16 protein-coding genes and 1 pseudogene are annotated in these 22,142 nt (G+C 48.1%); 4 read left to right on the top strand and 13 right to left on the bottom strand.

The features are described from left to right. Window positions 1–487: 487 nt before the first annotated feature. Complete coding sequence (locus P9687_RS14690) at window positions 488–1,504, bottom strand: asparaginase (protein ID WP_026684826.1); 1,017 nt, start codon at window positions 1,502–1,504, stop codon at window positions 488–490. Between the two features lie 251 nt (window positions 1,505–1,755). Here P9687_RS14690 and P9687_RS14685 point away from each other — a divergent pair, with 251 nt between their 5' ends. The 3 genes from P9687_RS14685 (at window position 1,756) to P9687_RS14675 (ending at window position 7,325) form a co-directional block, all read left to right on the top strand. Continuing rightward, a complete protein-coding gene (locus tag P9687_RS14685; RefSeq protein ID WP_035188794.1) occupies window positions 1,756–3,324 on the top strand; it encodes a multicopper oxidase family protein in 1,569 nt (522 codons plus the stop codon). A 364-nt stretch (window positions 3,325–3,688) separates the two neighbouring features. Then, the gene (locus P9687_RS14680; protein ID WP_017550125.1) at window positions 3,689–4,273 is read left to right on the top strand and encodes a TetR/AcrR family transcriptional regulator; all 585 of its coding nucleotides are present in this window, start codon (window positions 3,689–3,691) and stop codon (window positions 4,271–4,273) included. Between the two features lie 142 nt (window positions 4,274–4,415). Continuing rightward, window positions 4,416–7,325 carry a YhgE/Pip domain-containing protein gene (locus P9687_RS14675; RefSeq protein WP_168985526.1) on the top strand — a complete coding sequence of 970 codons (2,910 nt, stop codon included), beginning with the start codon at window positions 4,416–4,418 and terminating at the stop codon, window positions 7,323–7,325. Window positions 7,326–7,671: 346 nt separating this feature from the next. On the opposite strand, the gene P9687_RS14670 is transcribed toward P9687_RS14675, so the two are convergent. The 12 genes from P9687_RS14670 to P9687_RS14615 form a co-directional block, all read right to left on the bottom strand. Next, window positions 7,672–8,967 (bottom strand): TIGR02679 family protein, encoded by a 1,296-nt coding sequence (locus tag P9687_RS14670; protein ID WP_168985527.1) that lies wholly within the window; start codon window positions 8,965–8,967, stop codon window positions 7,672–7,674. A 129-nt stretch (window positions 8,968–9,096) separates the two neighbouring features. Continuing rightward, complete coding sequence (locus P9687_RS14665; RefSeq protein WP_328228639.1) at window positions 9,097–13,209, bottom strand: TIGR02680 family protein; 4,113 nt, start codon at window positions 13,207–13,209, stop codon at window positions 9,097–9,099. Continuing rightward, window positions 13,206–14,369, bottom strand: coding sequence for a TIGR02678 family protein (locus tag P9687_RS14660; RefSeq protein ID WP_168985528.1), 1,164 nt, complete (start codon window positions 14,367–14,369; stop codon window positions 13,206–13,208). The genes P9687_RS14665 and P9687_RS14660 overlap by 4 nt, the downstream gene beginning before the upstream one ends. Next, entirely contained in the window at window positions 14,369–14,494 is a 126-nt protein-coding gene (locus P9687_RS14655; protein WP_257677550.1) for a hypothetical protein, read from the bottom strand. Before P9687_RS14655 ends, P9687_RS14660 begins: the two co-directional genes overlap by 1 nt. After that, the gene (locus P9687_RS14650; protein WP_168985529.1) at window positions 14,494–15,984 is read right to left on the bottom strand and encodes a TIGR02677 family protein; all 1,491 of its coding nucleotides are present in this window, start codon (window positions 15,982–15,984) and stop codon (window positions 14,494–14,496) included. The genes P9687_RS14655 and P9687_RS14650 overlap by 1 nt, the downstream gene beginning before the upstream one ends. 164 nt (window positions 15,985–16,148) lie before the next feature. After that, entirely contained in the window at window positions 16,149–16,640 is a 492-nt protein-coding gene (locus tag P9687_RS14645) for a CBO0543 family protein (RefSeq protein WP_168985530.1), read from the bottom strand. Between the two features lie 439 nt (window positions 16,641–17,079). Beyond that, a complete protein-coding gene (locus tag P9687_RS14640) occupies window positions 17,080–17,232 on the bottom strand; it encodes a hypothetical protein (RefSeq protein ID WP_168985531.1) in 153 nt (50 codons plus the stop codon). 363 nt (window positions 17,233–17,595) lie between these two features. After that, window positions 17,596–19,287: a methyl-accepting chemotaxis protein gene (locus tag P9687_RS14635; protein ID WP_328228640.1), complete on the bottom strand. Its 1,692-nt coding sequence runs from the start codon at window positions 19,285–19,287 to the stop codon at window positions 17,596–17,598. Between the two features lie 230 nt (window positions 19,288–19,517). Continuing rightward, window positions 19,518–20,360 (bottom strand): DUF817 domain-containing protein, encoded by an 843-nt coding sequence (locus tag P9687_RS14630; RefSeq protein ID WP_258921135.1) that lies wholly within the window; start codon window positions 20,358–20,360, stop codon window positions 19,518–19,520. A gap of 2 nt (window positions 20,361–20,362) precedes the next feature. Continuing rightward, a complete protein-coding gene (locus P9687_RS14625; RefSeq protein ID WP_017554817.1) occupies window positions 20,363–20,578 on the bottom strand; it encodes a helix-turn-helix domain-containing protein in 216 nt (71 codons plus the stop codon). Window positions 20,579–20,588: 10 nt separating this feature from the next. Further along, window positions 20,589–21,071 (bottom strand): DUF2975 domain-containing protein, encoded by a 483-nt coding sequence (locus tag P9687_RS14620; protein ID WP_328228641.1) that lies wholly within the window; start codon window positions 21,069–21,071, stop codon window positions 20,589–20,591. Between the two features lie 229 nt (window positions 21,072–21,300). Further along, window positions 21,301–21,690 carry a hypothetical protein gene (locus tag P9687_RS14615; RefSeq protein ID WP_230951698.1) on the bottom strand — a complete coding sequence of 130 codons (390 nt, stop codon included), beginning with the start codon at window positions 21,688–21,690 and terminating at the stop codon, window positions 21,301–21,303. Between the two features lie 197 nt (window positions 21,691–21,887). Between P9687_RS14615 and P9687_RS14610 the strand changes: the two are divergent. Next, window positions 21,888–22,118: pseudogene (locus tag P9687_RS14610) on the top strand (UPF0236 family transposase-like protein); the annotation flags it as partial. Between the last annotated feature and the right edge of the window lie 24 nt (window positions 22,119–22,142).

The following is a 22,142-nucleotide window of genomic DNA, read 5'->3' as shown; positions in this document are numbered from 1 at the left end:
AGTTCGGGAAGGCACCCAAATTTTTGCTTTTGCTTAATGTAGAGCGCCTCTATGTGAAGGAAGCTACACGAATTTTCGTCTTTCCTTCACATAGAACGCTTCTATGTTAAGGAAGCGGCACCAATTTTCGTCTTTCCTTAACGTAGACCGCTTCTATGTTAAGGAAGCAATCCGGATTTTCGCCTTTGCTTAACGTAGAGCGCCTCTATGTGAAGGAAGCAGTCCGAATTTTCGCCTTTCCTTAACGTAGAGCGCCTCTATGTTAAGGAAGCAGCACCAATTTTCGTCTTTCCTTCACATAGAACGCTTCTATGTGAAGCGCAATCTCCATTTTGCCAAAAGTGAGCGTAGAGGGATGATACGTGAAAGTCCGCACAAAATTGGTGCCAAAAAATGCCGGGAAAACGCTGCGAACAGGAGCTATGCAGTGGAATACTAAAACGCATCCAACTGCACAAAGATTGCAGACATCCCCTCCCGCAATCTTTCAGCCGTTTTCCGGGGCGCTTTCCCCCCAATCCCGTGACAAATCATAAGCAAACGGCGTTTCGATGATCTTTTTCACTTTAGCGGGATCGTCCGTTTTGCCCAGCGCCCACATCAGTTTCGGCACAATTGCTTCCGTATTCATATCCCCGGAAACAATCACCGGATATTGCGCGACTTTTCTTCCGACTTCATACAAATACAAATCATGCCCTTCTTCCAGGCATTGCGTCGAAATCATAACAGCAATCCCGGCATCGGTCAATTCCTTGATTTTCGGCAGCAAGTTGCGCCCTTCAAACGGCACCCCGCCGTTCCCGAAACTTTCAATGATCACCCCGCGGTAATGTTCCTTTAAAAAATCAAAAATCTCCGGCTTTGTACCCGGGTACAATTTTAAGAGAAAGACATCCGGTGACAGGCTTGTCTCGATATGAAAAGGCTGCTCCGAGGGTGACGGCCTCCAATGATAGTGCACCTCGTCCCCTGTTACATAAGCAACATACGGATGATTGATGCTTTCAAACGCATCGTAGCTTTTCGTTCGCATTTTCACCGCCCTTGTGCCAATGATCACGCGCCCGTCAAACACGACAAAAACGCCGCCAATCTCCTCACAAGCAAACCGGAGGGCGTTAAAAAGATTTTTCTTTGCATCCGTCTTTTTAAAACTGATCGGCACCTGTGAACCCGTCAGTACAACCGGCTTATTCAACCCCTGCAGCATATACGACAAGGCTGCCGATGTGTATCCCAATGTATCCGTTCCGTGTGTAATCAAAAAGCCGTCATACTGTTCGTAATGTTCCGCGACTGCTTCAGCAATTTGCACCCAATGTTCCGGCTGCATGTTTGTGCTGTCGCGGTTCATTAATATCTTTGCGGTGACATCGGCAGACAAAGCAGCACGCTGAAAATATTTCAGCAAGTCTTCTCCCGAAAGTCCGGGTTTCAGCCCTTCGTCCCCCTCGACGGAAGCAATGGTTCCGCCTGTTGCCAAGAGCAAAATTTTTTTCATTTGTGCCACCTTCTTTTCTTACTGTGTCTCGGAAACCAATATAGGTTATTATATGTTTTTTGCGGTTCCCATTCAATTTTTTGTCTCGCATCTCAACCATTTTTCAAACATGCCGATGCTTTTGATACGGCGGGCCAAATTCAGGCAAAAACGTTATCTTCGCCGCTGGTACCATTCGCCCTTTCCAAAAGCCTTGATGGCTCATATTCTGTTAGAAATGCACGGCATCAATTGATGAGGGAGTGGGGAGTTTGAGCCCAAATTTAGAAAAGTTTGTTGACCGCCTGCCGCTCGCGGAAAAAATCCGGCCGGTGCGGGAAGAGGGCGGGATCGCATATTATGAAGTCACAATGGAAGAATTTTGGCAAAAGCTGCACCGGGATTTAAGGCCGACAAGGTTATGGGGGTACAACCGCAGCTTTCCCGGGCCGCTTTTTGACGTACCACACGGGAAAAAGATACGGGTGAAATGGACAAATCATTTGCCGCAAAGACATTTCCTCCCGATGGACACCACCATCTTAGACGAGATGGGAACGGACTTTCCGGAAGTGCGGACTGTTGTGCATCTTCACGGCGGGGAAACTGAACCGGACAGCGACGGCTATCCGGAAGCCTGGTTTACACGCGATTTTAACAAAACCGGGCCGGACTTTAAAAAAGAAGTGTATGAATACACAAACAGCCAGCGTCCCGCCACTTTGTGGTACCATGACCATGCGATCGGCATTACGCGCCTCAATGTGTATGCTGGTCTGGCCGGCATGTATATCATTCGCGACCCAAAAGAAAAGGCTTTCCATCTGCCATCCGGCAAGTACGAAATTCCGCTGCTTCTTACAGACCGGACTTTCAACAATGACGGATCTCTTTTTTATCCGCGCCAGCCGCAAAATCCGGGACCCGAAACACCGGATCCCTCTGTCGTGCCGTTTTTTCTCGGCGACACGATTCTTGTAAATGGAAAAGTCTGGCCTTATTTGGAAGTGGAACCGCGAAAATACCGGTTCCGGATTGTCAATGCCTCTAACACGCGGGCCTATCGGTTGTACCTTGATTCTGGCCAGGCTTTTTACCAGATCGGCACGGACGGCGGGCTGCTTAGGCGACCGGTGCAAGTTGAAAATCTGGCATTGGAACCGGCAGAACGGGCGGATTTGATCCTTGATTTTTCCGAATATGCCGGGCAGACGATTCTTTTAAAAAATGACCTTGGTCCAAATGCCGATCCGGCCGACCAAACCGGTGATGTGATGCAGTTCAGGGTTGTGCTGCCGGTTGCCGGAGAAGACACAAGCCGCATTCCGCGGTCTTTATCTTCCATCCCGGTTCCTTCCAGCCATAACGTAAGCGCCATCCGCCATTTAAAACTAACCGGTGCAACCGATGCATACGGGCGCCCGCTGTTGCTGCTGGACAAAAAAAGATGGATGGATCCGGTCACGGAAACACCAAGGCTCGGCACAACCGAAATCTGGTCGCTTGCCAATACAACGGCTTTTACCCATCCGATCCATATCCATCTTGTCCAGTTTCAAATTTTGGACCGCCGCCCTTTTGACTTAGATTTATATAACGAAACGGGTCAAATCGTATACACCGGCCCTGCCACCCCGCCGGAGCCGAACGAACGTGGCTTTAAAGATACCGTTGCCGCACCGGGCGGGCAGATCACCCGCGTCATGATGCGATTTTCCCCGTATGCCGGCGACTACGTGTGGCACTGCCATATTCTCGAACACGAAGACTACGATATGATGCGGCCGTTCCAAGTCATCGATCCGAATCTGCCGGCATCAGACGGCCCCCTTTTGGATTAAAGGCTGCTTTCAAACGAATCGAGCCCAACACCGGCTTGTAAAACTTTAACCGAGCGGAGATTTCTAAGCTGTTTTTCAAATAGATCACGCAACCTCCATACAGCCGGGCGCCGGCAATTTTAACGAAATTAAAAGTTGTTTTTCAAGTAAATCAAGCCCGAAAATCCTGGTTTCCCGGATAAATCGTCATAAAAGGCCATTTATCCGGGAGCCAAAAAAACGGCAATTTAAAAAATTGTCACATGCAAGTTTGGCCACTATCTGGTATACTAAAAACGGAAGCGGATTCATACCGTTATTTTTTTGCCGTTTATATACTACTTGACCAATTCATTCATTTGGTCAAAAAAGGGAGGGGGTTGCAATGGCAGACAGGAAAAAACTGATTGTGGAAGCAGCTGCGAAATCTTTTTCTGAATTCGGCTACAAGGCGACCACGATGGACCATGTAGCAAGAAGGGCAGGCGTCGGCAAAGGCACGATTTATACTTTTTTCAAAAACAAAGAAGAACTGCTCCAATATATTATGGAAAGCCTGATTGCCGAAATGAAACATTCAGCCGAAGAAGCGATTGATGCGCGTTATTCTTTTCACGAAAACGTCCATCACGTGCTGTACCAATTGCTGGAGTTCCGGTTTAAGCACCAGCTCGCCATCAAATTGTACGAGGAAGTCAATCTTGGCACACCCGAAGTAGTGGATGCCCTCCACCATGTGGAAGAATCCATTCTGAACTATATCAGCCAGTACATCGGGGAGGCGGTGCAAAAGGGCGACATTTATCCATGCGATCCAAAACTAACCGCATTTATTATGTTTAAAATGTATATTGCCCTGATTTTTGACTGGGAGAAAAATCATCCTCCCCTGTCGAAAGAAGAGATTTCAAAACTGTTTGAACTGTATTTTTTTAAAGGTTTATCGGCAGAAAGCCATGTGTGCTCATGAACGCAAAGGGTGCCATCTGATGCGCTGCCCAGCCATGGAAGCAGAACGCTGTGACAGCATGTTTTTTCGTTTTCTTCATTATTTTTTTACCCTAAAATGACCGGATGACCAATTTAGTCATCTATTTAAGGAGGCATTCAAAATGAATGGCTATACTTTATTTGGAAAAGAACTAAAACAAATTATCCACCAACCGAAAGTCCTGATACCGCTCATTGCCGTCATTCTGGCGCCGATCCTGTATGCCGGCATGTTTCTCTGGGCATTTAAAGATCCGTATGCCAAAATGGACCAGCTGCCGGTTGCAGTCGTCAACCAGGACGAAGGGGCAAAAATGGATGGACAGCAGCTCACACTCGGAAAAGATCTGGTTTCGAACTTAAAGAAAAGCGGCGGCTTTGATTTCCATTTTGTATCGGAACAGCGGGCAATGGACGGGCTTCGCGGCCGCCAATATTATATGGTAATCAGAATTCCGGAAAACTTCTCCAAAAGCGCCACCACTCTATTGGCCAAAAATCCGGAAAAACTTCAGCTTCAGTACATGCCAAATGACAGCTACAACTTCCTGTCCAGCCAAATCGGCGAAACGGCCTTGCTGAAAGTAAAAGAAAAAATGGCGGACGAAATTTCAAAAACGTATGCGGAATCGGTTTTTCAAACGGCCGAAAAAATGGCGGGCGGTTTTAAAACCGCAAGTACTGGGGCCGCAAAACTTAACGAGGGCGCTGTTAAACTGGATGACGGCGTCACGGTGTTAAAACAAGGGACTGGGCGGTTGCTTTCCGGGGCTGCTTCATTGCAAAATGGCAGCACAAAAGTACACAACGGGGCGCTCGCAGTAAATTCAGGCGCAGTCGCTTTAAACAAAGGAATGCCCGTTCTTCACGCAGGCATCGTAAAAGCCGGGGACGGGGCGCAAAAATTGAATGCCGGGGCAGGACAGCTTTATGCCGGCGCAGTTTCGTTAAACAACGGGACGGCACAAGCCAATACCGGTGCAAAAGCATTGAAAGCGAATCTTGAAAAGCTGGCATCCGGTTCCATTACTTTTACAAAAGGCATTTCTGACGCAGCTTCAGGTGCAGAAAAACTGGCAGCCGGCACCTCCACTTTGAGCACCGGCCTGAACCAGCTTTCAACAACGGGCAGCAATTCTTTATTGTCTGGCGCTACAAAACTGCAAAAAGGCGCAGGCGATCTTGCATCGGGAAGCAGTCAGCTCACATCAAAGATGAAAGAAGCAGAAACAGCCATTCCGGCACAGCTTTTACAAGGCACATCACGGCTCAATGCAGGCGTTACGCAAATGAAAACGGAATTGCCGAGCAAAGTCGCAAAAGGCGTTTCCACCGAGCTCAATAACAGCATCGGGCAAATCAATAGCGGGCTAACATCCGCGCAATCCCAAATCAGCAGCGCAATGGCTGCCCAAATCGATTCAGTGACAGAAGAACAAATTAAACAAACAGACGAACTTGTGGAAACATTGGGGAAACAAGCAAACCTGCCCGATGCGCAAATCGCACAAATGAAGAAGGCGGCTGAAAATCGTATTCAAAGCGGGAAACAAAACGTGCAGGATAAATTGCAAGCCGAAATCAACGCAGGGTTTAACCAGATAAAACAAAAAGCCCAAGCTGCGGTTCCTTCTGAAGATGCGATTGCTGCAAGCATTTCAAACCAAACGAATCCGGCTTTTGACCAGCTTACAGCGGGCATTTCAGAGCTGAACGCCAATATTGAAAATGACAAGGATCCTTCGAAAGAAACAGTCAAAAGCAGCTTGCACAAACTTTACGCAGGCGCCGTGGACTTAAATAACGGGATTGCGGCTTTAAATGCCGGCGAACAGACCTATACTGCCGGTTTACAGAACCAGTTTATCCCGAATTTGAAAAAAGCAAATGACGGGGCAGTCGGCCTTCAAACAGGCGCAGAAAAACTTGCAAGCGGCCTGAAACAGATCAATAGCGGGGCGGGAACCCTTGCCACAGGCGCCGGAAAGCTGGCAGACGGTTCATCAGCGCTCGCAGAAGGCACAGGCCGGCTGCAATCCGGTTCTTCACAGCTTGTAAACGGCTCTTTTGCATTGAAAAACGGGACCGGTTCTCTCGTTTCCGGCACAAACGAGCTGCAGTCTGGTTCAGCGCGGCTCACAGCAGGCGCAGAAAAACTTGCAAACGGCACCGGACAGCTCGCATCTGGAACTGGACAGCTCACATCCGGATCCGGGCAGCTTGCATCCGGCATAAAAGAGCTGAACAGCGGTTCCGGGCGTTTGTCTGACGGGACAAAACAATTAAAGAACGGGACGGCGGAACTGAAAAACAAACTGGGCGATGCCGCCAAAACGGCAAGCAAGATCCAGGCAAATAACAAAACGTACAACATGATGGCCGATCCGGTCAGCCTTCATACCACCCATTACGACAGGGTGCCGAATTACGGTACCGGCTTTACGCCGTACTTCTTATCCCTTGGGCTCTTTATCGGGGCACTGATTTTGACAATCGTCTACCCGCTCGTGGAGTCGGCAGGCATCCCGAAAAACGGGATCAGCTGGTTTTTCAGTAAATTGGGTGTACTCCTGATTGTCAGCATCCTTCAATCTGTGATTGCAGATTTGATCATCCTTTCGGGTGTCGGTATTCATGTAAAAGATGTGCCGTTGTTTCTGTTGTTCTCGGTATTAACGAGCTTTACCTTTATGGCGCTGATTCAATTTTTGGTTACGTTTTTGCAAAATCCCGGCAGATTCCTTGCCATTGTTATTTTAATCCTGCAACTGACGAGCAGCGCCGGGACTTTTCCATTGGAAGTCATTCCGAAATTCATCCAATGGTTTAACCCGCTGTTGCCGATGACCTACAGCGTGCGCGGATTTAAAGCGGTTGTTTCCAGCGGAGAGATGGGTGTGATGTGGCAAAACGCCGGCATCCTGCTGATTTATATCGCAGCTGCCGAAGTCCTCACCCTGTTGTACTTTGTCATCCGTTACCGCCGCCAGTACGGACAGTTGCATAAACATACAGTACCGGAAGAAGTTTAAAGATTTGATGCCGGGTTCTGGGATTTTTCCGGCCGGCTCATAACAAATTTAACAGGCTGCCCGGCGAGATGGCCGGGCAGCCTTTTTTCCAGCCCGCTCCGATTCCGGAAGCAATCTGTTGATTCTTTTAGATACCGCTGGTTTTCGGGGCGTGCTGCCAGTTTTTTGGATAAGCTTGCTGTTTTTCAGGATTCCTTCACGTAGAACGCTCGATGTGAAGAAAGGCTGGGGCTTTTGCCGGGTTTATTCACGTATGGACTCTCTGCGTGAAGGAATCAATGCCTTTTTTCCCGGATATTTTAACACAGGGGCGTTCTATGCGAAGCATCCGAATTTCCGGCCCATGTCATATCTCTTTTCCGCCCGCCCATCTTTTTTTCAAATCTTCTACAAGCAAATCGGCAAGGCCTTCCTGGTACCCCGCTTTTTTCTTCAACCGCATTTCATTTGCCACTAAAAGCAGTTCAGGGGATTGAACCGCATCCAGCTTGGAAAGCCGGGCGGATATATCCTCTTCCGACAGAACCCGCAAGTATGCATCCGGGTCCATCCGCCAAAATACCGTTTGCCCGGGAAAACGGTTGCTGAGGCGCTCCGCCATGGCAACGCCTTCCGGATCGAGATCGCCCGAATAATAAAAAGTACACCCGTTTTCCGCAAGACGCTGCAGCATGATCCAGGCAGCAGTGCGGAACTGGCCGTGCGTGCAAATCACAGGCGCATCGGGCACTTCATCAAGCACGGCCGAAGCCACGCCGGAATTCTCAATGATCCAGACTTTTTTTCCCACCCGCGGCCAAATGTTCGTAAGCTGCAATAATTCTTTCACCGGGACATTCATGACCGTCCCTGCAGCAGCTGCTTCTCGCCAGACCGGGTGCAGGCCGTTTTCCGTTTCCGCCAAAAATGCGCGGCACGTCACAAAACTCCATAAGTCATCCCGCATCAGCCCGGCATTTGCGTACAGTTCGTTCAATTCTTCCGTCGTTTTCGGCATCTCTTCGATCAGCCCTTTCAACAATTGGCTGGTGAACAAACAATGGACAAAGAGCCTGCCTTCGAAACGGTTCTGGTCAAAAAAATGCGGGTTCCCTGTCACACGCTGGGAAAAAAACGGAATTCGTTCATATTTCCCTTCTTCCGGCAGCATTGTGGAAGCTTTCAAAACGGTTGTGAGCTGTGCGGACAACGTATCCGGATCCTGCTTGTACGCATGCCAGATAAAACGCGTGTCAGCCGTTTTACCGGCAATCCGGCACCACCACCAGTTTCCGCCCGGCATCGTCTCCGCCAGCCGCGCCAAAAACTGTTCCTCTTTCTTTTTCTCTATTTCCCCTTCTTCCGCTTTGGAAAAAATTTTTTCCCTCAAAACCGCTTCAAGCAGCTCAACCAGGGTGTACTTGCCGAAAACAGTCGGCGCCAGCGCCTTTTCAAATGCCCGCAGCGAAATTTTGTTTTTCTCTCTGAGCAAATCAGGGGACGTGCCGGCAAGACCTGCAATCGCCTCCAGTTCAGTGCGCGTAAAACCGGCAAGACTGACGGTTCCCCCGATATGGCCGAGCGAACGGTATTTTTCTTTAAAAAGGCGGAACAGTTTCATCATCCCCGGTTCCTTCCTTAACAGATCGATCGCATCATTCATCCTTCCCAACTCCTTTTCACAAGCTCTCTCCCGACATCTTGTTTCCCGATTCCGGAACCTCTTTTACACCGGTCAAAAGAAGCCGGAATGGTTTTCCATCCCGGCCGCACACTGACAAGTCTATGCTTTTCAAAGCCGGTCCGGAGCTCCCGCCAATGCTTCTTCCGGTTTTTCCACTATCGACCGTTTATGCCCGTCCCACCGGTAACGGATCACGGTGACAAAATTGGCGTTTTTCGGGCGGACAAGCTCGCAAATGGCAAGGCTGGAAATGGTGTCATAGTCGCCCCAGAGCGCCTGCGAATTCATAATATAATTGAATCCGAGCTGCTCGACGACTTCGAACATGTCGCGGATATTGTTTTCATCCACCCCGGCAAACGCTTCGTCCAGCGAAATGATATACGGCGCCATACTTCCTGCCTCCAGATAGCGCGAATATGCTGCGGTAAAAAGCGGAATATACATGGCCATCGCTTTTTCCCCGCCGCTGAATTTGAAAAATGCAGTATTGCTCAGCTCGCGTTTCGGCTCGCCGGCACGTTTGTATGACAGCACGAATTGGAACCATTTCCGGTAATCGAGCACTTCTTTTAAAACTTGATGGAGCGTCGACCCTTCATTGCGGATTTCAATCAGTTCTTTGGCAGCCGCAATCCGTGAGCGGAAGTGTTTTGTAATCCGGTTTAAATCGTCCTCGTTTAAAAACTTGCTGTTGCGCTGCAGCAACGCGACAAGATCTTTCGTGTCGAGCTCGTCTTCGGACTCCGCCGTCTTTTCCTTCCAGGCAATCGAAAAAGTAAGTCCGGACGAATTATCCCGGTTTCTCATAATCGAGTCCATTTCTTTCACCCACTTGGCTGCCCGCTGGATCCGGTTCCGCAAGATGACACCAACCGTATTGACGATAATATCCTCGTACAGCCTTCTGTCCTGCTCATCCAAATAACTTTGCAAGTTTAAAAGTTCTTTTTCAAGAGACTCGAGTACCGTATACGGGCTCACCCTGCGGCCGCGGTATTCCATCTGGATGAGGCGGCGGCCCCGCAAACCTTCCCATTCCTTTTTGAACGTTTCGTAATAGTCATCGAGTTTTTCAGCGAACCATTCTGGCGGATCCGCTTCTTTTGTAAACTCGGACATGCGGTACTCTGTTAAATTCGACTGTTCGTTGAAAAAAATTTTTGTCAGGTTTTCATTTAATTTTGCGCGGTCATATTTTTCCAGCACGCCGGAAAACGCCGCCAAAATGCTTTCCGGTTCCGTATCTCCGCTTTCCACGAAGCCGAGTGAAAGCTCTTCTTTTACGAGTTTCTCCCATTCCGCGGCCATATTTGCCCAAAATGTGGCGCGCGTTTTCGCAAGAGACAAATCGGCTATGCACTTTTCAAGTTCTGCTTCTTTTTTCGGCTTCGTTTCGTAAATATCCCTGATTTTTTCGTCCGTACTTGCATATTCATGCTGGACTGCCTGAATCCGGGCGCGGACCTCATCAATGCCTTGCAATTTCAGCTGCTGCTCAATCGCTTCGATATCTGCCGCTGTTTTCTCCCATTCTGACCGGCGGACGTTCTCTTCACCGCGAATTTCATCAAGTTCCTGCTCTTTCTCAAGGATGTCCGCAGCAAGGCGCGCGAGCATTTTGCGCCTGGAAAACAACCGTTGAAAAGTGAGCTCCAGGCTGTGAAGATGTTCTTCATAACTTTTCGCAGCAGCCAGTGCTTCATCGAGCGGGCCGCTTTGAAGCGCAAGATTCAGGCCGGCCCCTTGCTCATGCAATTGCAGCCGGATGTTTTGCAAATCCTGGTATACTTGTTTCCATTCGCGGTCGATGTCGCTCAGAAATTCCTGTTCCTGCTTCAGGCTGCGCGCCGTTTTTTCCATCTGTTCTTCAATGTCGCGCAAATCTTTGTCATCCGGAATGCCCGCTTTCCAATCTTCTGCTTCCTGTACTTTGCCGGCCCAGTCTGAAAGGCGGCTTTCCATTTGCAAAAGGGCGAGGCGGATTTCAGCAATCTTTTGCTCTGTTTCTTTGATTTTTTCCTGCTGGTACCGTTTCCGGGACGTTCTGCCGATAAATTTGGAAGGCCCTTCATCCGGGGCATGCCCAACGAGGCAGCCGATTGAAAAAGAGCCATCCGCGTCAATGTGAAAACCGCTGTCCGACGGTTCAAGCGGAATGCTGCGCAGCACTTCGTCAATGCGCGCGGCTGATACCGGGCTATCGTCACCCGGATCCGGCTTTAAGTAATCGGCAAGCGTGTACCCTAAAATGTGCGGGTTCGGTCGGATGACCCGGTCGTGGACAGGCGTAACCGGCTCTTCCGTAATCAGGCTGTCCAAAATCCCCGTCTGCCGGAGTGCCGCTTCAATTCTAGCTTTTTGGGCATCGACCACATGATCCTGGAATTCCACCGCGGCATAAAAGGGGAGATAGCGTTTCCCTGATTCATGGAGACGCGCACGGAAAGCCTCCGTATCTGCGGGGCGTTCCGGGTTGGCAAGTTTCAAGTTTTGCCAATACACAAGCGTTTCTTCGGCTTCGGCCAATTCCTGTTCTTTCGCCTTTTGTTCCTGCTCCGCGCGTGAAATTTCTGTCCGCACTTGCAAAATATAATCATTTGCCGCGTCCACAATTTCTTCCCTGACCGCTTCATAACGGTTTTCTTCGTACAGCCCGTCCAGCGCGCCGGCAATACGCCGGAGCCGCTCGTCTGTAAAAGAGAGGGCCGGATGCTGTTCAATCCACAAAAACACGGCATCTTCCAGCTCCTGCTTTTGTTCGGTAAACCAGTTTTCCAAATGGTCGAGTTGTTTCCGGAGTTCGTCAATTTCCTGCTTTTTGGCAGATGACTGGCGCTGCAGTTTCAGATGCGCTTCGTGAAGCCGCTCCGCTTCTCCGGCCAGTTGCCGCAGCTTTTGCAAAAGTCCGCTGTGCTGTTTAGTTTCCCGCTTCCAAACCGAAAAATCAAAAGCTTCCCCCTCATGCCGCGAAAAATCCCCGGCGTTTATCCCGTGCCCGGTAAAAGCTGCATCCCCGGCATCCAGTGCCAGTTCATCCAGTGTCTCCTGCATACTGGATTCATCCTTGCTGTTTTCTGTTTCCAACCGGTCCTGCTCCAGGCGGATGTCCAAAAGCTGGCTTTTCTTTGCTTCCCACTTTTTCTCCAGATCCGCTACTTCACTTTTTAACTTTTCAGCCCTGGCCTGTTTCCCCCCTTTTTCTTTCTCAAGGCGCCAAACTTCATGGTGCTGCAGCCGTTCCTGTTCTGCTTTTAAAACGTCGCGTTTTTGTTCGTAATGCTTTTTCTCTTCTTCCAGGTTTTCAATCACGCCGCGCAGTGATTCAGAGCGGGTTTCTAACGTGCTGGCGTCCTGCTTGGCGTCCTGCAGCCTGCTTTCGGCCTCCCGCCATTTTTGGGCGCGTTCCGCTAAAATATATTGATTGTAAAGATCGTATTGGCGCACCAGTTTCTTTGCCGATTCGTGCTCCCGTTCAAGCTGCTCAAGCTGCTGCTCCGTTTCGTCCATGCTTTCAATCGTGTCGGACAAATGGCGGAGCTCGTCATCCGTCAAAGGCGGCAGCGCGGACTCGAGGATTTCATAAATGACCGTCGGCTTGAAATCTTTTGACAGTTTCGGGCTTCTCAGCTGAATCAAAAGCTTGATTAAATCTTCAAAGGCTTCCATCGACTGAAAACCGAAAATATATTTGTTCACCAGTTCCATATATTCTTTCTGCGAGTGGACGAGATACCCCCCGGACCCGATCCGGTTTTCAAGCTCTTTTGCAGACAACGGGATCCGCTCTGACTGGCGGGTGTGCGCCAGTTCAAAATCGTAGCCGATCCTGCGGTTGTCGGTCAGGACGAAATACCATGATTTTAACGTTTTATGCCGCTTTGCCTGCATGCCGATGCCCGTTGTGATATACTGTTTTGTCCCCTGCTTTTGGTATTCCAGAAACAAGTAGCCGGTCCGCTCGTCATGGCCGGACACTTCCTTTTCCCCAAGCAGGTAATCTTCCATCTTCCTTGCTTTTGACCCGAACGGATCAAGCCGGTCAGGCGTCTTTTTTCCGTCCAGCAAAACCGGTAAAATGCTTTGCATCGTCACCGATTTCCCCGAACCGTTTGTGCCGCGCAACAACAGCTTTCCGTCCGCAAATTCAAAAATTTCATCGTCATAATACCAAAAATTTAACAGGCCGGCGCGGTTCATCACCCATTTTCCTTCTGTCACGGTTGCTCAACCCCTTTCTCAAAATCAGCTGGATACTCGCCTGCAAGCACGCCCAACAGCGGTTTTATCCGGATCAGCCCCGCCGCTTCATCCGTTTCCGCCATCATCCATTCTTTCATCGTTTCGACCAATTCCGCACATACCGCCTTTGTGCCGGCGTCCCGGAAATGTTTCGGCCATCCGCGTTCGAGGCGGGAGCGCATCTCGTCAATGACCGCTTCAAATTCGCCTTCCGTAAGCAAAATTTCCCCCGCTTCATTCGGAACGTATTTTTCCGGGTGGTCATGCAGCGTCTTTGACAACTGCAGCATCAGATCCGTAGAACCTTTTGCATTCGGGTAAACATGGTGGTAACTCCGCGGTTCTGCGGCAGATAAAAAGGCTGTGTTTTTAAAAACATGGAGCTTATAACGGCTGTGTTCTTCAATGTCCTCAAAAAGCCGGTTGCGGAAATTGCGGATATAAAGAAAATCGGGGTCCTGCGTATCTTTCCGGTGCAGGCCGGGGGAGAAAAACAATTTCCGGTACACCCGCTTGCGCCGTTCATCTTCCTGATTCTGTTTCCAGTCTTCTTCAAGGAGCCCGGTCCAGTCCGCATAACTTGTAAAATCATCCGGAAAGCTTCTTAGAAAATAGCGGCTGTAAACGGTCGCTTCATATAGGACTTCCTGGTCTTCGTAAGTGTCAAACCTGGAAATATCGCCGTCTATTGTCCGGATCAGATGGAATTCCATCAGTGCCTGGACCGCCCGGATGAGCGACTTCCGGTGAAGATAAAGCGTCCAGTCCAGCTCATCTTCCACAGGATAATCGTTTTGGATCTCCTGGCACATCTCCGACAAGAGGAACTGTTCATCCACCGCTTTTCCTTCCAGAAAAGAAAGCGCGCAGCAAAAAATAGCATAATCCATCGGCTCCTGAAAACGCGGGATGCCCATCCAGCTTTCCGGTTCCACCGGGATTTTTTCAAGTTTGATAAAATGCTGGTGGATGATCAGCCTGAGCCCGAATTTCTCGCTGATGTAACGGCGCAGCACTTTTTCGCGCTCGCGGATGAGCTGGTACCAGTCCGGGTGCTCAGACCGCAAAATCCAGTAATGATGGAATAACAGGTCCATCCCCTGCACCGCTTTTTCATCAAAAACTTGTAACGGATCCATCAGCGTTCTCCTCCTGACAGTTCAAATATGGCATCCGGTGCCATCCCCGTGCCCATCAGTTCGCCGCGGATAAACCGGGCTATCCCCTGTACTCCTTTTTCAGCCAAAATATGTACCGGGTTCATCAGCGCTCTCCTCCCGATAATTCAAATACGGCATCCGGCATGATCAGTTTCCCGTCTTCTGCATCCAGTGTGATGATCCGATCCGGGTCAATCGCAACTTTTACGGACATCCCGTAATCCGTTTTTACTTCATGGTTTTTCGCTGCCATCGATTTTCCGATCCAGACGAGCAGCACTTTCCGGACAAACGGCTCCACTTTCCCGATTTCAGCAAGGCGAATCTCCCCGTTTTTCATATATTTTTCAATCAGCTTCTTTTCCTGTTCGCGCTCTTTTAAATAGGCGAGCCGCTGCTTTTCTTTCTGCTCATGGTTAGAACGGAAAGCGCCCGGCTTTGTTTTCTCGCGGTACCGGTTCGTTCGCGGCTTGATTTCCCGCATCTCCGGCTGTTCTTCCCATGTCTCGGCATGAAGATTGTCCGTTGTCGCCTCCTCCAGGTGCAAATGCCGTACCGTCATCGTCCCGAACACGACGGATGACAATTGATGGGCCTCTTCCAAACTATGGCACCCGGCAAACCATTTGGAAAGGTGCAAATAATCTTTTTTCCGGCTCCGGAAATGTTGCTGGCGTTCACTGATCCGCTGAACATAACGGGCCATCCTCCGGATCATTTCATTTGTCTGCATCTGCAGCATTTCCAGTTCACTTTGGGAGGAGCTGGCCCCAAAAAACCACCGCCGCAAAGACTCCCAGTATTCCCGGAATTCTTCCAGCCATTCTTGTCCGGAAGCAGCCGTATCTTCCAAGCGGGGAATTTGGCGCCTGTGTTCCACGAGTTTTTCAAAAAGCGGCGCCAATATATGCGTATCCAGTTCCCGCAACCTTTCCCGGATTTGCAGCGATGTTTTTTGCAACGAGACGATAAAATCACGCAAATAAGCCGTGAATTGGTTTTTATATACGAGAAAGGCTTCCGTCTGCATCCGTTGTGATGTCTTTTCGCTATTGATATAGGCTATGTAATCCGCTGTATTTGTCCGGATGGTCCCGAAAAAGTGAAAAATGTCATCCCAAATGTGCATGTAGTGGGCTGCAGGTTTGTCCAACGGCTGTTTCAGTTCTTCTTCCAGTTTTGCCAAAGAGGCGAGCAGACGGTCAAATTGCGAACGTTCGAGCGATCCCTGGAACTGGTCCCCCAGTTTTTCAAGCTGGATCAGCATCCGCTCGATTTCCACTGTGTAAGGCGTACACTGGTAGCGGAATCTTTTTTTCTTATATTCTTCGATGGTTTTGGCATTTGTCATATCCTGGCGGGCAACCAGGTTATTCCATTTTACCAGCTGGGCCAACTGCTGGTGCAGCTGTTCTTCTTCATAATCGTGAAAAGCCGGGAGCGAGCGCAAATATTCGAGCACTTCCTCCGGCGAAATAAAGTCGCGCATCCTTTCATGCTGCCTGTAAAAGAAGCGCAAAATCACGCGGTACTGGGCAGCAGAATCCGCCGTCAGATAACTCGCTTCGACAACTTTCTTCATGATCTGGTCCATTCGTTTCACCACGTTTTGGTCGTATTACTTCTATTGTATAAGATTTGCAGGAATTTTGACATGGAAAATATGTTTTTGCAGGTTTGGAGCGGGCTGAGCCTTTCGTGCACATGTACTTTTTATGCGGGAACAGCAAAGGCTGCCGGTAAAATTTCGGCAGCCTTTTAGGTTACAGACACCTTTCCCCTGTTGATTTTCCTCACCACCGCAATGATGAGCCTGCAAATGAAAAATTTGCCCATCATACTGAAAAAAGAATGATACCATGTCCACCCTTTCTTCCAAGTGATCAAGTTTGTTTTTTTCTCAGCGATGGTTTCCGCCATGACTTGCGGGAGGGAAATAAGCAGCACTTTAAAAATTTGGTTCAATGGCCTGCTGTTTAACGCCCATTGATTGTAGTAAAGCAATAACAGTGGATAATGCACCAGATCAAAGGGCAAGTGGATCCTGAATTTATCAGGAAATGGCCTGATTTTGTATTGAATATACCCTTTCTTTACCAGATAGGTGTCAGCAAGCAAATTTCCTGCAGCACTGGCAAGATAAACAATGATCCAATCCTTAAAGGAACGTTTTACGATGGCAAATGGCATTAAAGCAATGCCTATTGCAGTGATTAGTGACAACAATGTTACTTGGTGTTTTCGTTTCATTTTTTTATCACTCCTGGTTTAATAAAAGCTCGCGGCAATCCTTTTATTTATTTTCTTTTCCGATGCCTTTTTATATACAGAGCCATGCAGATATATTTACAAGCAGGGCTTTAACGCTTCCAAAATATCCGGCAATGCATTTAAAAACGTTACCTGCGGCGTTTCCAAATGCATTGCCGTAACAAGTTGAATAACCGGCCGGGTGCGGAAAATTCAGCGTCCGTAAACGGAATACGGACGGCCTTCATTTCCATTTCATGGCTTTCGCAAGCAAATCCGCTTCACGCAGCCATGCGCGGTTCCATGGTTGATGCCGTATTTATAAATTTTTGGAAGTTATAATTGTGGCGATGGCCATTCCTGTTTTCAAAAGCGGAGAAGCACCGCAAGTTATGTTTTTCTGCAAAAACAGCCCCGTTTTCGAGGCTGTTTTTTGAAACTATTTCGTTCTCTTATTTGGCGTGTTTTCGCCGGCTGTTTCGAGGCCGGTACTCGGGGCGTGGCCGGTCTTGAAATGGTTTTGGCTTTTCCGGACTGCTTCCGGTATTTTGTATTGTTGCCCGTTTGTTTGGTTTTCTCCGGTATTTGGCATTTCACAGGCTCCTTTGCTTTCGTCTCATGCATAGGATGCCGGCCCGGCAGCGTGTTTAATCAGGAAATTTTTGCAATCCTATCGGCGTAACTGCGGTGTCCTAAGCCGCTTATGGCTGTTAAAATTTTTAGTAATAACCATGAAACAGGTTTATCATCCCGAGTTTAGGGAAAAGGAATAAAATTCACATATTTATACACAATTCTTTCCACAGCTCTGGATAACTTTCCCCCAAGGTCTTGCGGCGTGCAGGCTTTTGATGTAATTTTTTTGATTTTGCTTCAGAAGGAGTTGCCCCTTTGCCGCAGGAAGATTGCCGGCTTTTGCCCTTTTAAAGGCGTTCGATCGGTGCGGTCCGGAATATTACAATTTAAAATGCTGGATGCCATCTTGCAGGTCCTGGGCCAAATGGGCAAGCGCGTTAGAGAGGGACGAGATTTCTTCCATCGTTGCCAGCTGCTCCTCGGTTGCTGCACTGCTTTCCTGGTTGACTTCAGCGGTCTTAGTGGAAATAACCGCCAGTTCTTCCAGCGTTTTTGTGATTTGGGCGCCCTGGTCATCCAGTGACTCAACCGAAGCTGCCACTTCCTGCACTTTTCCCAACACATTTTCCATCGATTCAGAGATTTTGATAAACGCAGCACCTGCATCCGAAGATTCTTTCAGCCCCGTGTTGACCTGATGATGGCCTTCTTCCATCGCTTTGACTGCATGTGCCATTTCCGTTTGGATATTGGAAACCATTGTCCGTATTTCATCCGCAGAGTTTTTAGACTCTTCCGCCAACTTTCTGACTTCATTTGCCACCACCGCAAATCCTTGGCCATGTTCCCCGGCTCTTGCCGCTTCAATCGTTGCGTTTAAAGCCAGCAAATTCGTCTGCTCTGCAATGGACGTAATAATCCCCATAATCCGGCTGATTTCCTCAGACCTTTTCTCCAGGCTGCGGATAATGTCAGAGGCGTTGGCAACCGTTTTTTCAATATGATTCATTTGGTTTTGAACATTTAAAACGGCCCTGTCCCCTTCTTTTGTCAGCGCATTTGCAATTTCAACCGCTTTTTCCATGTCTTCGCTGTTCCCGGCGATTTTGTGCAATCCCAGTGACATTTGTTCTACGATTGCTGTTACTTGCTGGATTTGGACCATTTCGTGATCCGTCTTTTCAACTGCCTCCTGGGTAACCTCGGCAATATGTTCAGAAACCTGGTTGCTTTGTTCGGCACTCGCCGCCAGCTCCTGGCTGCTGGCTGAAACCTGTTCGGAAGCTTCGCTGACCTGGCTGATGATCTTTCTTAAATCTGCAATCATTTCATTTAATAAGCCGGCCATTTGCCCCAGCTCGTCCTTATTTTTCACATGCACTTTTTCTATATTCAAACGGCCTTCCGCAATGTTTTTGATGGCTTCGGAGACAACCCGCACCGGCCTTGAGATTGCCCGGCTCAGCAGCAGGAGCAGCACGATTCCGGCCAAAATGGAAACAGCCGAGATGCCGCTGATCAGCAAAATAAGGAAATGAACGGTTTTTTCAGTTTTTTGCTTTTCAACATCCAGCACGTGGTTGATCCCTTTCACAAGCGCATCAGTTTGGTTGCCCAGTTCCTTGCTTATTTGACGCCCGGAAGTGGATACAAGCTGCAATGCCTTTTTCTCCTGCCCATTTTGTTTATAGGCAATTTCCTCATCTAAGATCGCAGTGTACCCATTAAATAATGCTTGCTGCTCTTTAACATTGCTGATGTTTGACGGGTCGGTCAAGCGGCGCAGCAATGCTTTGCTTTGGGCTTTATAGTTGTTGGTCGCCTCTTTATAGTCATCTAAATAAGCCGGTTCGCCTGTCAGCAAATACCCCCGTACTGCGGCTGACTGTTCCCTCACACTGATCTTTATATTTTTGGCGGAATCCAGGTTTTTCGTTTGGATACCGACCAGCTTGGCATACGTGCTGTCCAGCTTGTTTAAGCCGATATAAGCGCCGGCTGAGACAATAATCAAGAGTGACAAGATGGATCCAAATACCAAAAATAATTTGCGGGACACGGTTAAATGCATGTTCTCATACCTCTTTTCTGCCTTTATTTTACTTTCTATTTTATATCGGCAGAAGCGATGGTTTTTAGAGATGGATGGGAATCACAAATTTAACAATTTTGGTAAAGGCTAAAAGATGTCATGCTTGCATTTGTATGTTTAAAGCACAGCCGGCAATCCAGGAAAAAACGTCCCTGAAATCCGTTTAGAGGCACTTTGAAAATGGAATGAAGATTTTTTCATCAATTTTCTCAACCATCCCCCGCCTTTTTCCCGCCCGGCATATTTCCTTTTACCTGCTTCAATACCGCCACGATCAAAAAGCTGACAATCACAAGCAAGAGCCAGGAGCTTACTTTGCCGAAATGGACAGGGCTCCAGGTGCCGGCCTGATCCGGATATTGCCAAGCGCCAAAAAACGTTGCGATATTTTCAGCGATCCAAATGAAAAATCCGATCAGTACAAACGAGAGGGCAACCGGCATGCTGTAGCGGGTGCCGTTTACCATGTATGTAACCCGGGATTTCCAAAAAACAACGAGAACAAGCGCGGAAAGCCACCAGCGAATGTCGATCCAAAAATGGTGGGTAAAGAAATTCAAGTAAATAGCGGCAGCAAGCGGAAAAACGGCAAGAAACGGCGGCCATTTCACGAGCCCAACTTCAAGCCTCCTCCACGCCTGGCAAATGTAACTTGCGACGCTCGCATACATGAAGCCGCTGTACAATGGCACACCCAAAATTTTCACATACCCTTTTTCCGGATAAGACCAGGAACCCATATGAATTTTAAAAATTTCCAGTGCAAGCCCAATCAGGTGGAACAATGTAATAACCCTTAATTCGTCCACTGTTTCAAGCCGGGAATGCACCATCCACCATTGCATGAAAAGGCAAATGATGAGCAGCCAGTCATACCGTGGCAAAAATGGGAGCGGCACGATTTTTGTCAGCGCCAAAGACGCAAAAATCACAACAGGAAACAGGCAGGACAGGGCCTGCTCCCGGGCAAATGAGAGGAGTTGGATGAGCACCCGCTTCATTCGCAGCCTTGCCGTTTTTTTCTGAATATGCTTTTGAACGGTTGCCTCCATGGTCACTCCTCCTCTGTTCCCCGGTATTCCAAAATATCGCCGGGCTGGCATTCCAACGCCTTGCATATCGCGTCCAAAGTGGATAATCGGATCGCCTTTGCTTTCCCGTTTTTCAATATCGACAGATTGGCCATGGTAATGCCGACCCGCTCCGAAAGTTCCGTCACACTCATTTTCCTTTTTGCCAGCATGACATCAATATTGATGATGATCGCCATATTTTCCACCTCAGACCGTTAAATCATTTTCATTTTTCATTTCGATTGCTTCCTGCAAAAGCCTCTCAAGCACAGCGGCAAAGACAGTAATGACCGCTGATGCTAAAATAATGAAGAAACAAATGGCGAGAATCCCCGGGGCATCATCTCTATCCGCCATAAGATAAAAAAGCGGGCTGCCTGCCACGTACAACAGGCCGATCGCTGCGGCACAGGATTTAATTTTTTTCAGAGCTGTTACGGAATTTGCCGAAAAAGCAGTGTTTTTGTCTATCAAACCCAAGAGTATGAAAGCCTGGTACAATGCAAAGTAAAAAGGGAGTGCCGCCCCGTACATCACAAGCAGCACGAGAAATTCCATGAACGCAAAATCCGGAACCAGGTGGGCTGCCAGTTTTCCAATCTCCGGCACCACAAAGATGCACAAAGCAAGAATTGGGATGCCAATCAAAATGACCGCCAGCCGTAAAAAGAGCGTAGATCCCCGTTTCATAAAAAAACACCTCACTGATGAATTGTCGCTTTGATTTTAGCATAGGATTTATCGTTTCACAATAAATAGTTATTGTATAGCAATGTATTTTTATCTTTTTTCAATGTATCTTCCCTTTACCTTCATTCCCGGTAAACGGCCCGCCACTTCACCTTATTAAAAAAAGAAAGCCGGAAACCATTGGATCCGGCTTAAAAATTCCCGGTTTTAATCGGGGCGTTTCTTTTCATTACTCATCACAATGATCACATTCATCCGGAATACCCGGATCTACCGTAATGTTCTGTTCATATCTTTGATAAACATGGCGCGGAACGTTTACAACATGTTGCCTGTTTACTTGGATGATGGGATGCACATAAGTGACGTTTCTTTCAACGTAAGTGTCCTTATAAACATACTTCGGTTCGCAAAATACCGTGTTGTTGGTACGATTGGATTGATTGCCAGTGTTGTTCATATTGCCAGCGTTATTCATATTGCCAGTATTTTCGTAACGGTATTCCGGCTGTACAGCATTGTTGCTTGTGCTGGTATTGCCCGCTGTTTCCTCACCATAGTGATCGTGCATCCAAGGGACGACTGGTGTCTTTTTTCGCCGTTTTTCCAATCTGTTCACCTCCCATTCTTTTTTCAATATATTAAATGACAGAAAAGAACAGATTGAAACGGACGAGTAACCAATGGGACATAAATTCCGCCGCCAAATGTATGTGTAAAATTTTACTCGACGGGGCATATGAGTGGAAAAAAATGGGAAGACACTCTATCATCTAAATGTACACCTTGAATGAACATCTAGAGAGAGGTCTTCCCATGGATATTATATCAATAATTGCTGGATTATTAAAGGATACAAAAAGTCTTATGGAATTTGAAGAACAGCTTAAACTTCTGATGCAGAAGGCTTTTACACAATGGGTTGGGGAAATATTTGAAGAGTTAGATAAAATAATTAAACAGGAGAAGTTAGAGGAGGGCTGGGTGTACTGCCGGAGTGATAACAGAAACATACAGTTTCTATTTGGAAGTGTGACCTTTAAACGCTAATTAATGCATTAAAAGAGAGGA

Origin of the sequence: Weizmannia sp. CD-2023 (assembly GCF_036225245.1) — a bacterium.
In the GTDB taxonomy this organism is placed as follows: domain Bacteria; phylum Bacillota; class Bacilli; order Bacillales; family Bacillaceae_C; genus Weizmannia; species Weizmannia faecalis.
The sequence above is the reverse complement of the archived record's forward strand: the minus strand, read 5'-3'. Positions and strand labels throughout refer to the sequence as shown.